At 68.3% G+C, this 12,882-nt stretch carries 12 protein-coding genes; 4 read left to right on the forward strand and 8 right to left on the reverse strand.

What is annotated here, in order from left to right; all coding sequences use genetic code 11:
• Genes DJ029_RS04175 through DJ029_RS04195 form a run of 5 tightly spaced genes read right to left on the reverse strand, consistent with a single transcriptional unit; the run spans position 1 to position 4,833 of the window.
• On the reverse strand, positions 1-741 hold the full coding sequence (locus DJ029_RS04175) for an amino acid ABC transporter ATP-binding protein (RefSeq protein ID WP_157966262.1): 741 nt from the start codon (positions 739-741) through the stop codon (positions 1-3).
• Entirely contained in the window at positions 734-1,813 is a 1,080-nt protein-coding gene (locus DJ029_RS04180) for an amino acid ABC transporter permease (RefSeq protein ID WP_112321050.1), read from the reverse strand. The genes DJ029_RS04175 and DJ029_RS04180 overlap by 8 nt, the downstream gene beginning before the upstream one ends.
• On the reverse strand, positions 1,813-2,946 hold the full coding sequence (locus DJ029_RS04185; protein ID WP_112321051.1) for an amino acid ABC transporter permease: 1,134 nt from the start codon (positions 2,944-2,946) through the stop codon (positions 1,813-1,815). Before DJ029_RS04185 ends, DJ029_RS04180 begins: the two co-directional genes overlap by 1 nt.
• Positions 2,947-3,000: 54 nt before the next feature.
• Positions 3,001-4,038: a transporter substrate-binding domain-containing protein gene (locus DJ029_RS04190; protein ID WP_112321052.1), complete on the reverse strand. Its 1,038-nt coding sequence runs from the start codon at positions 4,036-4,038 to the stop codon at positions 3,001-3,003.
• A gap of 45 nt (positions 4,039-4,083) precedes the next feature.
• The gene (locus DJ029_RS04195; protein WP_112321053.1) at positions 4,084-4,833 is read right to left on the reverse strand and encodes a GntR family transcriptional regulator; all 750 of its coding nucleotides are present in this window, start codon (positions 4,831-4,833) and stop codon (positions 4,084-4,086) included.
• A 93-nt stretch (positions 4,834-4,926) separates the two neighbouring features.
• Between DJ029_RS04195 and betC the strand changes: the two genes are divergently transcribed.
• On the forward strand, positions 4,927-6,474 hold the full coding sequence (gene betC, locus DJ029_RS04200; RefSeq protein WP_157966263.1) for a choline-sulfatase: 1,548 nt from the start codon (positions 4,927-4,929) through the stop codon (positions 6,472-6,474).
• Between the two features lie 7 nt (positions 6,475-6,481).
• Here the strand turns inward: betC and DJ029_RS04205 are convergent, their stop codons facing one another.
• On the reverse strand, positions 6,482-7,204 hold the full coding sequence (locus tag DJ029_RS04205) for a sulfotransferase-like domain-containing protein (RefSeq protein WP_112321055.1): 723 nt from the start codon (positions 7,202-7,204) through the stop codon (positions 6,482-6,484).
• Between the two features lie 18 nt (positions 7,205-7,222).
• Entirely contained in the window at positions 7,223-8,323 is a 1,101-nt protein-coding gene (locus DJ029_RS04210) for a cis-3-hydroxy-L-proline dehydratase (RefSeq protein ID WP_112321056.1), read from the reverse strand.
• 202 nt (positions 8,324-8,525) lie between these two features.
• On the opposite strand from DJ029_RS04210, the gene DJ029_RS04215 reads away from it, so the two are divergent.
• Both DJ029_RS04215 and DJ029_RS04220 read left to right on the forward strand, forming a co-directional pair.
• Entirely contained in the window at positions 8,526-9,329 is an 804-nt protein-coding gene (locus DJ029_RS04215) for a citryl-CoA lyase (RefSeq protein WP_112321057.1), read from the forward strand.
• A gap of 94 nt (positions 9,330-9,423) precedes the next feature.
• Positions 9,424-10,461 (forward strand): L-idonate 5-dehydrogenase, encoded by a 1,038-nt coding sequence (locus DJ029_RS04220; protein WP_112321058.1) that lies wholly within the window; start codon positions 9,424-9,426, stop codon positions 10,459-10,461.
• Between the two features lie 7 nt (positions 10,462-10,468).
• On the opposite strand, the gene DJ029_RS04225 is transcribed toward DJ029_RS04220, so the two are convergent.
• Positions 10,469-11,530, reverse strand: a complete 1,062-nt coding sequence (locus DJ029_RS04225) for an AbrB family transcriptional regulator (RefSeq protein WP_112321059.1) — start codon at positions 11,528-11,530, stop codon at positions 10,469-10,471.
• A gap of 142 nt (positions 11,531-11,672) precedes the next feature.
• On the opposite strand from DJ029_RS04225, the gene DJ029_RS04230 reads away from it, so the two are divergent.
• Positions 11,673-12,869: a CaiB/BaiF CoA transferase family protein gene (locus tag DJ029_RS04230; RefSeq protein WP_112321060.1), complete on the forward strand. Its 1,197-nt coding sequence runs from the start codon at positions 11,673-11,675 to the stop codon at positions 12,867-12,869.
• Positions 12,870-12,882 lie beyond the last annotated feature (13 nt).

The following is a 12,882-nucleotide window of genomic DNA, read 5'->3' on the forward strand; positions in this document are numbered from 1 at the left end:
TCAGTCCCCCAGGATCTGTTCGAGGAACCGGCGGGTTTCCGGGGCGCTGGGCGAGTCGAAGAAACGGTCCGGCGGGGCCTGTTCCACGATCCGGCCATCGGCCATGAAGACGACCCGGTCCGCCACGCTGCGCGCGAAGCCCATTTCGTGGGTGACGCAGATCATGGTCATGCCGCCCTCGGCCAGGGCGACCATGGCGTCCAGCACCTCGCCCACCATTTCGGGGTCCAGTGCGCTTGTCGGTTCGTCGAACAGCATGATGCGCGGTTCCATGCAGAGTGCGCGGGCGATGGCGACGCGCTGCTGCTGGCCGCCGGACAGCTGGTCGGGGAACTTGTCGGCCTGGTTGTCGATGCGCATCCGCTCCAACTCCCGGCGGGCGATCTGCTCGGCCTCGGCGCGGGGGGTGCCGCGCACGCGGATGCGGGGCAGGGCGCAGTTTTCCAGCACGCTGAGGTGGGGGAACAGGTTGAAGTCCTGGAACACCATGCCGACCTCGCGGCGCACCTCGCGGATGGCGTCGTCATCGTCGGTCAGCTCGGTCCCCTCGACCTTGATCGTGCCCGCGCTGTGCACCTCCAGGCGGTTGATGCAGCGGATCAGCGTGGACTTGCCGGACCCGGACGGGCCGCAGATCACCACGCGCTCGCCCTCATCCACGGACAGGGACACGTCCTTCAACGCGATGAAGGCGCCGTAGCGCTTGACCACGCCATGCAGGTAGATCGCCGGCTCAGACATGGGACAACCTTGAACGCCGTTCGAGGTAGGCGCCATAGCGCGACAGCCCGAAGACGAAGATGAAATAGACCAGCGCGACAAAGACGTAGACCTCCACGTAATAGGCGCCCCATTCCCCCCGCCCGACGGCGGCCGAGGCAGAGGCGGTGACCTCGAAAAAGCCGATGATCGTCACGATGGAGGTTTCCTTGAAGGTGATCACCACCTGGTTGATGGTCGAGGGCAGGGTGTTGCGGAACGCCTGGGGCAGGATGATGTCCAGCACCGTCGAGCGGTAGGTCATGCCAAGGGCCTGTGCGGCCTCCTCCTGGCCCTTGGGGATGGACTGGATGCCCGCGCGGATGATTTCCGCCTGGTAGGCGGCGTAGAACAGCGCGAAGCCGAAGATCACGCGCCCCAGTTTCGTGCCCTGCGCCCAGTCGGGCAGCACGAAGGGCACCACGACGGCGGCGGCGAAAAGGATCGTCAGCAGCGGCAGGGAACGCACCGTGTCGATGAAGATCGCCGCCATCCAGGAAATGATCGGCAGGTTGGAGCGCCGCGCCAGCGCCAGCACCACCGCCAGCGGCATCCCGATCACGAAGACGGAGGCGAAGATGAACACCGTCAGCGCCAGCCCGCCCCATTGTTCCGAGGTGACGACCTCCAGCCCGAAGACCCCGCCGTGCAGCAGGATCACGAAGCTGCCGAAGCCCGCCAGCCACAGGCCCAGAAGCCGCCACATGCCCCACATCGCGGGCCAGCAGGACAGGCCCATGGTGGCGATGATGATCGCGCAGCCAAGGGCCGAGCGCCAGTGCTGCTCATACGGGTAGAGGCCGAACAGGATCAGCCGCCCGCGCGCGTCGATCACGGCCCAGCAGGCCCCGGCGGCGTCCTTGCAGGCCTCGGCGTTTTCTTCGGACCAGACGGCGTCCAGCAGGGCCCAGGACAGCACGGTGGTGATCAGCCACAGCAGGGCGAGGCCCGACACCACGGTGACGATCCCGTCGAACCATGTCGAAAACAGCCGCCGGCGCAGGTAGGCGAGGCGCGAGTCGCCGGGCGGCGGGGCGAGGGTTGCATCGCTCATCAGCTGCGCCCCTTGATGGCCAGGCGGGCGTTGATCGTGTTCATGATCCCCCCGATCACGTAGTTGATCGCCAGGAAGCCGCCCATCAGCAGGAGCAGCAGCTCAATCGTCTGCCCGCTTTGATTGATCGAGGTGGAGACGACCATGAAGTAATCCGGATACCCGATGGCGACGCCCAGCGTGGTGGCCTTCATCAGCCAGATGTACTGGTTCGTCAGCGCGGGCAGCATGGCGCGGATCGCCAGCGGGATGTGGACGAAACGCATGATCTGCCAGGAGGACAGGCCAAGGGCCTTCGCGGCCTCCAACCGGCCCCGGTCCACGGACAGGAAGCCGCCGCGCACGATTTCCGCGACATAGGCGCCGCCGAACATCATGATGGCTATCAGCAGCGCGGCGAATTCCGGTTTGACCGTCAGCCCGCCGACGAAGCGCAGACCGCGCAGTTCGGGGATGCTGACAAGCGGCATGTCCGGTGCGCGCCCGGTCAGCAGCAGCACCGTGAACAGCGCCGCCAGCGCGCCAAGGCCAAGCACCCAGGTCAGCCCGCTGCGGGTGCCGCCCATCCGGCGCGCGGAAAAAAGGACGCCCAGCAGCCCCAGCGCAAGGATCGCCAGGTCCATCGCCGACAGGGCCGGGGCGGGCAGCATCAGCCCGCGGTTGGACAGGAAGCCCACGCCCGCAAGGTCGATCGCGCCGCGTGGCGGGGGCAGGTGGGTCAGGAGCGCGTACCAGAAGATGACTTGCAGGATCAGCGGCACGTTGCGGAACGTCTCGACGAAGATGGTGCCGAGGATGTTCAGCACCAGGTTCGAGGATATGCGCATCATGCCCACGACCAGCCCCGTCAGCGTTGCCGCCGCCAACCCCAGCAGGCCCACGTAGATCGTATTCAGGAAGCCCGCCAGCAGCATCCGGGAATAGGGCGAACGGTCCGACACCTCGATCAGGGAAAAGTTGATCGGCCAGCCGGTGGAGCGTTCAAGGAAGCCGAAGCCCGTCGCGATCCCCTGGGAAACAAGGTTCTCGCGCGCTGTCAGCACGAAGCTGGCGAACAGCGCCACGGTGCCCAGCAGCACAAGGCCTTGGATCAGTGTGCCCCGCAGGGTTCTGTTTCGCCAGATTTTAAGCATTGGAAAGCTCCGGAAAATGGTGGGCCCGGCTTCTGGCGCCGGGCCCGGCCGTGATCAGTCCAGAACCAACGGGTAGAGCAGGCCGCCGTTCTTCCACAGGCGGTTCGCGCCGCGCGGCAGCTTGTAGACGGAGTCATCGCCGACCGTGCGCTCATAGATCTCGCCATAATTGCCCACGGCCTTGATCATGTTGTAGGCCCAGTCGTCCGACAGGCCCAGACGCTCGCCCACGCCCGGGGACACGCCCAGCAGACGCTCGATCGAGGAAGAGGGCGGGTTGGCGCGGATTTCGTCCACGTTGTCCATGGTGATGCCGGCTTCTTCGGCCATCAGCAGGGCGGACATCATCCAGTTGATCACGTCGATGAAGCTGTCGTCGCCTTCGCGTGCGACGATGCCCTCGGGTTCCAGCGCCAGAACGGCGTCGAGGATCACGAAGTCATCGGGGTTCGGCGCGTTGAAGCGGGTGGCTGCCAGGAACGGCCCGAAGCCCGCCAGCGCGTCACAGCGCCCGGCGTAGAGGGCGGCGCGCAGCTCTTCGGGCTTTTCGAAGTTCAGTGCCTCGTAGCTGATGTCGCGCGCGCCCATGTAGTCCGCCACGATCCGCTCGATCGAGGTGCCGGCGTTGATGCAGAACACGCCGCCTTCCAGGTCCTCGGGCGTGCTGACGCCCAGGTCGGCGCGGGTCATGATGTTGGTCGGCCCGATGAAATAGGGGCGCGAGTATTGCAGGCCCAGCTCGGTGTCGCGGCTCATCGTCCAGCCGGTCACCTTGATGATCACGTCGATATCGCCCGACTGAAGCGCGGGAAAGCGCTGCGCCCAGCTGACGGGGATGATCTGCAACGCGTCCGGGCTGCCCAGGATCGCGGTGGCCAGCGCCTTGCACATTTCGATGTCGAAACCGGACCAGGCGCCGTCATCGTCGACCTCGGCAAAGCCGAGATAGCTGCCGTTGTGCCCGGTGCACAGCAGGCTGCCGCGCTCCTTGATCATGTCGATGGTCGGCCCGCCTTCGGCGGCGGTTGCCGGCGTGGAGAGGGTGAGCGCGATGGCCGCGGCCCCCAGTGCCGATAGTGTTTTGTGGATCATTTCAGTCCTCCTGTTGGGTCTTTGGTTTTTTGGTTTTTTTTGTCGTTATGGGTGACACGCCGGTGGCGGCGCATCGGGTAAGGGGAAGTCGGATGTGCCGACCTTGCCAAGGAAATCCAGCAGGCGGCGCTGGAACCCCTCGGCATGAACCTGCGCCAGGTGGTCGGCGCGGTCCGCGTCGCGCGCGGCGATGGCGGCGACCATGTGGTGATGTTCCTCGGCCAGCGGGGTGCGGTTTTCCGCCGTTTCAAGGTGGCGGAACTGCAGGTGCAGCAGCCGTCGCCCCTGGTCCAGCAGCGCGCCGTAGGTGTCCGCAAGGTAGCGGTTGCGGGCGGCCCGCGCGATTGTCATGTGGAAGGTCTTGTTCGCCTCGGACATTTCCAGGTGGTCGCGCGGGCGCACCGACTGGTCGAAGGCGTCCGCCGCCGCCTGCATCGCGGCAAGGTCCGCGTCGCTGCGCCGCTCTGCGGCCAGGCGGGTACAGACGCGCTGGGACAGCATCAGCGCCTCGATATAGCGGGGGAAGTCCGCCAGCTCGATCGGCGCGGCCACCGTGGAGCGGTTGGGCAGCATCACCACCAGCCCCTCGGCGGCAAGGCGGCTCAGCGCCTCGCGGATGGGCGAGCGGGACATGGCGAAACGCTGGGACAGCTGTGTTTCGTCCAGCGGCGCGCCGGGGGCGATGGTCAGGGCCAAGATTTCGCGGCGCAGCGTGTCATGGACCAGCCCGGCACGTGCGCCCCGGCGGGCGGTGCCGGCTTCGTCACCGGGCAGCAGGGTCGCGCCCTCAGGCATGGTGGTTCGAAAGATTTGTCGACTCCATGGGTTAACGCTAGCATCATGCCGACATGTTGTCGACAGCGACACCCAAAAGCCCGGAGACCCGGAATGCAGCAGCCCCAGACCGCCCCGCCGAACATCCTTCTGTTCATGGTCGATCAGCTGACCGCGCGGGTGCTGTCGGCCTATGGCGGGCAGGTCTGCAAGACCCCGAACATCGACCGTCTGGCGGCGCGGGGGGCAGTGTTCGAAACCGCCTACTGCCCCTATCCACTGTGCGCCCCGTCGCGTTTCGCGATGATGTCGGGGCGGCGGGCCTCCGCCATCGGGGCGTGGGACAACGGGGCGGAGTTCCCCGCCTCGGTTCCCACGTTCGCGCATTACCTGCGGGGGCTTGGCTACTACACCTGCATTTCCGGCAAGATGCATTTCGTCGGCCCCGACCAGATGCACGGATTCGAAGAACGCCTGACGACCGAAATCTACCCCAGCGACTTTTCCTGGACCCCCGCCCCGGCGGAAGTGGCGGCTCAGGATCGCTTCGGCGCGGGTGTGTCGACCGTGGAAACGGTGCTGGACGCGGGGCCGATGGCGCGCACGATGCAGATCGACTACGACGAGGACGTGGTCCACCGCGCCGAGCGCGAGATCTATGCCCGTGCGCGGGGTGAGGATCGGCGGCCCTTCCTGCTGACCGTCTCGCTCACCCAGCCCCATGATCCTTACGTCACCACGCAGGAATGGTGGGACCTGTACGAGGGGGCCGAGATCGACCCGCCCCGCGTGCCGCCGATCCCGCTGGCGGCGCGCGACCCGCATTCGGCGATGCTGCATCACCATTACGGTCAGGACCGGGTGGAGATTGACGCCGCCGCGACACTGGCCGCGCGGCGGGCGTATTACGGCATGACCGCGCATATCGATGCCCTGTTCGGTCGGCTGGTCGCGGCGCTGGATGCCTGCGGGATGGGGGAGGATACGGTTGTCGTCTTCGCCTCGGACCATGGGGACATGATGGGTGAGCGGGGGATGTGGTTCAAGAAAACGCTGTTCGACCCGGCGATCCACGTACCGCTGGTCATGGCAGGCCCCGGTATCACGCATGGCCGCGTCGATGTGCCTGTGTCCCTTCTGGACCTGTTGCCGACCTTCGTCGACCTGGCCGGCGCGCCGGAGGGGACGCTGTGCACGCCCTGCGACGGGGCCAGCCTGTTGCCCCTGCTGAACGGCGGACGGGATCACCCCCCGGTCATGGTCGAGCATCTGGACGGGGGCACCGACGCACCCCGCGTGATGCTGCGCGACGGCGCGCTGAAGCTGGTGTTGTCGGAGGCCTACCCGCCAATGCTGTTCGATCTGGGCAACGACCCGGAGGAGTTGGTGAACCTTGCCGATGATCCTGCGTGGGCGGATGACCTGGCCCGGCTGACGGCGCAGGCCTCGGCCATCTGGGACCTGCCCGGCCTGGCCGAGGAAAAGCGCCTGAACCAGACCGCGCGTACGGTGGTGAACCGGGCGCTGCAAAAGGGCAAGGTGCTGCCCTGGGACTACGTGCCCGGGCGGCTGGGGCAGGACGCCTATTACGTGCGCAGCGGCGATGTCTTCCCGGAGGTGGAGCGCCGCCGCTACCTGCCGCTGGCCGGTCGCAAGCCCTGACGCGGGCTCAGGGTTTCAGGGCGACGGCGGACAGCGCCCTGTAGCTGGGCAGGGCGGCATCGGCGACCGTTTGCAGATGCGCGGGCAACTCCGGCAGGGGGCCTTCGGCGGCGTCGAACCCGGTGGAGCGGTGGACCGCGCCGTACCAGTGTTTCGCCCAGACCCCGTCACTGTCGCGCGGCCCGGCGGGCCAGTGCAGCATCGCCGGATCGAAGGGCAGGTCGATGGCGGCGCACAGGGCGCGCAGCATCGCCTCGGGCTGTTTGCGGATGTCGGTGCTGTCGATCACCACGGGGGGCTTCCCTCGGGCTGCCGAGACCTCCTCGAAGATCTGCGCCTGTTGCCAGAAGCCCAGGTCGTCCAGCGTCGGGTTTTCGTTCTTGCGGTGGTAGCTGGCGACCACCCGCGCGGGGTGGCGGATCAGGAAGACATGGCGCACGGCGCTGAACCAGTCCCGGTCGATGCCCGGCAGCATGTGATGCGTCATGTGCTTCTGGTAGAAGTGCGCCTTGCCCCCCGGCGCGGGCCCCGCGCAGGTCCGCGCGACCACGTCGGGGTCGGATTCATGGGCGGCGATGATCTCCGCCGCCAGGGGGTGCGTGGCACCCGTGGCCTTCAGGTAGGCGGCGTAGAAGGGTTCGTCCCAGGTGGCGGTGTCGCCGCGCGCGCCAAAGGAATACATCATCGCGGTCGACAGGTTGCGTGGCCCGGACCACATGGCAATGTTCATGTTCAGGGGTCCTTGAGTTCAGATCGAAAGCACTGGCGCGCCGAGGGTATCGGCGATGGGCGTCACGCCGAGGCCCGGCATGTCCGAGGCGCTCATGCAGCCCGCCACCCGGCGTGGCGCGCCTTCCGCAATATCCACGGTGACGTAGGAATTGAAGTCCGTGGCCGAGAAGCAGAACTCCTCGGGCGTGGAGGCGGCCAGATGCGCGATGGCGGCGGTGACGATATCCCCGCCCCAGGTATCCTCGATCGTCATCGGGATGCCCGCGTCGATGCAAAGGTCGCGCATCAGCCGCGCCTTGGTCAGCCCGCCCACCTTGGAGATTTTCAGGTTGATCACGTCCATCGCCCCGTCGGCGATGGCCTGCGTCAGGCTGGCGGTATCTGTGATGACCTCGTCCAGCACGAAGGGTAGCGCGGTGCGCCCGCGCGTGACAAGGCATTCGGCATAGGTCGGGCAGGGCTGCTCGATATAGACGTCGATGTCGCTGACGGCGTTCACCACTCGGGCGGCTTCGTGCATGGTCCAGCCGGTGTTGGCGTCCGCGACAAGGATATCGCCGGGGCGCATTTCGGCGGCGCACAGGCGAATGCGTTCGATATCGCTGTCGGCGTCCGCGCCCACCTTCAGCTGGAACTTGGTGTAGCCCTCGTCCCGGTAGCCGGCGACATTGGCGGCCATGGCGGCAGGCTCGATCTGGCTGATCGCGCGGTAAAGCTGCACCTCGTCCTGCGCCCGCCCGCCCAGAAGCTGGCAGACCGGCAGCCCAGTCGCCTTGCCCAGGATGTCCCAGCAGGCCACGTCGATCGCCGCCTTGACGTAGGCATGGCCGCGCAGCACCGCGTCCATGTGCCGGTTCAGGATATCGAGGTTGCGCGGGTCCAGCCCGATGACCGAGGGGGCCAGTTCCGCCAGCCCGGCGCGCACACCCCCCGCATAGGCGGGTAGATAGGCCGAGCCGAGCGGGCAGCATTCGCCGTAGCCGGTCAGCCCGGCGTCGGTCTGAACCTCGACCACGGTGGTGTCGAACACCTCGACGTAGTTGCCGTTGGACCAGCTGTAGCGGCCCTCTTTCAGGGGCAGGTCGACCTGGTAGGCGCGGATCGCGGTGATCTTCATGGTGGAGCTCCTTCCGGGGCGCTGGCGCGGTTACGGGCCGGCGACCCTGTTCCGATCCGCCATGCTTGCCCCGGGCCCGGGTGAATTGCAATGTTCAGGCGGGTGCGCCGACCGCAATAGGCCTTGCGTGCGCCGCGGGGCTTCGCCCACACTCACGACGGGTCCGCCGCCGGGCCGCTTGCGCGAAGAAGGAGCAGAAGGGATGAGCGAGGACGCCGATGCCATCCGCCACTGGTGGCGCACCGCGATCATCGACATGGCGCCGGGGCGTATCGCCTTTCGCGGCCACCCGATAGAGGAGTTGATCGGCACCGTCGGTTTCGCCGAGATGGTCTGGCTGATGACACGGGGCGAGCTGCCGAGCCCCGCGCAGGCCGCGCTGCTAGAATGCGCGCTGGTCGCCGGGGTGGATCACGGGCCGCAGGCGCCCTCCATCGCCGCGGCGAGGATGGCGGCGACCTGCGGCGTCGGGCTGAACAACGTCATGGCGACCGGGATCAACATGCTGGGCGACGTGCACGGCGGCGCGGGCGAGCAATGCGCCGCCCTCTATTACGACATCGCGACGCGGATCGGCGACGGCGCGGCGCTTCGCCCGGCGGTGGTGGCGGGGCTGGACGCATGGCGTGCGCGCCATGGCAGGATCGTGTCCGGCTTCGGCCACCGCTTCCACAAGCCCGAGGATCCCCGCGCCCCGCGCCTGATGGCGCTGGTCCGCGCCGCGGCGGAGCAGGGCACCGTCCCCGGCCATTTCGCGGATATCGCCGAGGCCGTCCAGGCCGAGATCGGCCGTGAGCGCGCCAGCCCCATCGCGATGAACATCGACGGCGCGACGGCGGTGATCTTCTGCGAGCTGGGCTTCCCCGCCCCCCTGTCGCGCGGCCTGTTCTGCCTGTCGCGCGCGGTCGGCATCCTCGCCCACGGCTGGGAGCAGATGCAGCAGGGCGGCCGGAACAAGGGCCCGATGCCGCCCCGCTTCCTGCCCGAGTACGACTCCGACGCCTGAGGCGCAGGGCGCAGGGCCTGATAGGCAGCGCGCTATTGCGCGACTTGCAGACCTCGCACTACGGTGACGGTGTCAACATCGTCCGGGGGACCCCATGAAGTCGATCGTGATCCACGCCGCCAGGGACCTGCGGATCGAAGAGGCGGCAACCCCGGTTCCGCCTCCGGGCCCGGGCGAGGTACGGATCGCCATGGCCACCGGCGGCATCTGCGGCTCGGACCTGCATTATTACAACCACGGCGGCTTCGGCACCGTGCGCCTGAGGGAGCCGATGATCCTCGGCCACGAGGTGTCGGGCCATGTCACCGCGCTGGGCGAAGGGGTCAGCGGGCTGTCCGAGGGGCAGCTTGTCGCCATCTCGCCCTCCCGCCCCTGCGGGGATTGCCGGTTCTGCAACGAGGGCATGTTCAACCAGTGCCTGAACATGCGCTTCTACGGCTCGGCCATGCCCTTCCCGCATATCCAGGGCGCGTTCCGCCAGGTGCTGATCGCCAGCGCCAGCCAATGCGCCCCCGCCGACGGGCTGTCCCCGGGCGAGGCGGCCATGGCCGAGCCGCTGGCGGTCTGCCTGCACGCCGCGCGCCGCGCGGGCGGGATGCTGGGCAAGGCGGTGCTGGTGACGGGCTGCGGGCCGATCGGCATCCTGTCGATCCTTGCCGCGCGCCGCGCCGGGGCGGACCTGGTGGTGGCGACGGACCTGAGCGATTTCACGCTCGACATGGCCAAGCGGGTCGGCGCGGACGAGGTCATCAACACCGGCACGACCCCCGACGGGCTTGGCCGGTTCTCGGCCGACAAGGGCAGCTTCGATGTGCTGTTCGAATGTTCCGGCGCAGCCCCCGCGCTGGCCGGGGCGGTACCGGCGATGCGCCCGGGCGGAACGATCATGCAGCTTGGCCTTGGCGGGGACATGACCTTGCCGATGCAGGCGATGACGGCGAAGGAACTGGCGATCAAGGGATCGTTCCGCTTTCACGAGGAGTTCTTCACCGGTGTCAGCCTGATGCAGAAGGGCCTGATCGACGTGCGCCCGCTGATCACCCAGACCTTCGCGCTGGACGACGCGGTAGAGGCGTTTCAAACCGCCGGGGACCGCACACGCGCGGTCAAGGCGCAGATCAGCTTCGCCTGAGGGGCGGCTACATCCGGGGCCGGCTGATCCGCCCGCGCAGGGCGCGGACGACAAGCGGCGCGCAGGTGATGACCAGGATCACGCGCGTCAGGTGGTGCACGATCACGTAGCCAAGGTCCGCCCCGGTCACGATGGCTAGGATGGTCATTTCCGCCTGACCGCCCGGCGCGAAGGCGAGGAAACCGTTCAGCGGTTCGGTCAGCCCGAGGAGCACCACGATTTCGGTGAACACGGCGGCCAGCGCGGCCAGCAGCAGCACGTAGACGACGCCCGCCAGCACGTCGCGGCGCACCTCCAGCAGGGTGACGCCGACATAGCCGACGCCGATGCCCAGCCCGATCATGAACTGCGCTGTCAGGATCGCCTCGGCCGGGGGGCGGAACTGGATCACGCCCGACAGGCTCAGCACCACGGTCGCGATCATCGGCCCCAGGATCGAGGCGCCGAACAGGCCGACCCGCTCGGCCCCCTTCCAGCCGATCAGCGCGGCCAGCACCATGTAGCCGAGCTGGTCCAGCGGAAGCGAGGCCGCCGGCGCGCCGATGGGGTTGGCCAGCTCCACCCCGAAGCCCTGGATCAGAATGATGGGCGCGACGGTGACGATGATCAGCACCCGCGTCGCGTGGATCAGCGACAGCGCGCGCAGGTCCCCGCCCGCCTCGTGGCCGAAGATCACCATGTCCTGCAACCCGCCGGGCATCGCCGCGTACCAGGACGTCGCGAAATCGAAGCGGTAGACCTTGTAGAACAGCGGCACGCCCACGCAGGCGATGGCCGCGATATAGATCGGCACCAAAAGGACGGAGGCCGCCATCTGCGGCAGTTGCGACACCACCTCGGGTGTGATGGAGGACCCGACGGCCACCCCGAGGATCGTGCGCGCCGCCACCTGGACCTGGCCCAGCCCGGCCAGCGGTGCGCGCAGCAGCGCGGCCAGCAGGCAGGCCACCATCGGGCCGAACAGGAAGGGCAGCGGAATCGCCGCCGCCCAGAAGCTGACCGTGCCGATCCCGGCGATGACCAGGGTCAGAAGACGGCGTTGTCTCAGCGAAGGGGCAGGGCGCGACATGACGGGCTCAACACTTGGCGTTCCTGCCCGTCTATGCACAATGTCCTTCATTGGCAAGCTGACCGGGCCGGGGACGATTCCGCCGCGCGCCCCCGGTCGGCGTCCGCGCCCGCCCCGCAACCTGATGTCAGGAGCCTTCCCCATGCCAGATTCGATGCCCCTTGCCGGCCTGCGCGTGCTCGATTTCGGCCACACGGTCATGGGCCCGACGGCGGGGCTGGTGCTGGCCGACCTCGGGGCCGAGGTGATCCGGGTGGAGCCGGCGGGCGCGGGCGATCCGACGCGCCGCCTGAAGGGGTTCGGCACCGGGTATTTCCCGTTCTACAACCGCAACAAGCAATCCGTCGCGCTGGACCTGAAGGACCCGCGCGGCCTGGCGCTTGCGCGGCAGCTGGTGGGCACGGCCGATGTCCTGATCGAGAATTTCGGCCCCGGCACCATGGCGCGGCTCGGGCTCGATCACGAAACCCTGTCCGCCGCGCATCCGGGCCTTGTCTACCTGTCGCTGAAGGGCTTCCTTCCCGGCCCCTACGAGGACCGCGTCGCGCTGGACGAGGTGGTGCAGATGATGAGCGGGCTGGCCTACATGACCGGCCCGCCGGGCCAGCCGCTGCGCGCGGGCGCGTCGGTGATCGACGTTCTGGGCGGGGTGTTCGGCGTGATCGGCGTTCTTGCCGCCCTGCGGGAGCGGGACGCGACCGGACGCGGCCAGCTGGTGAAATCCGCGCTGTTCGAGTCGGCGATGTTCCTGATGGGCCAACATCTTGCGACGGCAGCGATCTCGGGCGCGCCGGTGCCGCCGATGCCGGCGCGCGTCTCGGCCTGGGCGATCTATGACCAGTTCGACACGAAGGACGGCGCGCGGGTGTTCCTCGGCATCACCTCGGACCGGCACTGGGCCCGGTTCTGCGAGGTTTTCGCCCGGCCCGACCTGGCCGCCGACCCGGCGCTGTCCACCAACAACGCGCGTATATCCGCCCGCCCCCGGCTGCTGCCTGAGGTGGCGGCGCTGCTGTCCGCCCTGCCGCTGGCGGAGGTCAGCGCGAAGGCCATCGCCGCGGCCCTGCCTTTCGCCCATATCGCCCGGCCCGAGGATCTGTTCGACGATCCGCACCTGTTGGCCGGGGGGCGTCTGCTGGACACCGTGCTGCCCGCCGGCCTGCATGCGCTGCTGCCCGCGCTGCCGCTGGAAATGGCCGGGCGAAAGACGGCGCTGCACACTTCGCCCCCCGCCGCGGGCGCCGACACGGCGCTGCACATGCGCGACCTCGGCTACTCTGAGCAGGACATCGCCGCGCTGGCAGAGGCGGGCGTCGTGATGCTGGCGGAACGCCCGTAGGGTGGGTTTCTCC

It is taken from the genome of Oceanibium sediminis, assembly GCF_003265325.1.
GTDB classification, from domain to species: Bacteria; Pseudomonadota; Alphaproteobacteria; order Rhodobacterales; family Rhodobacteraceae; genus Halovulum; species Halovulum sediminis.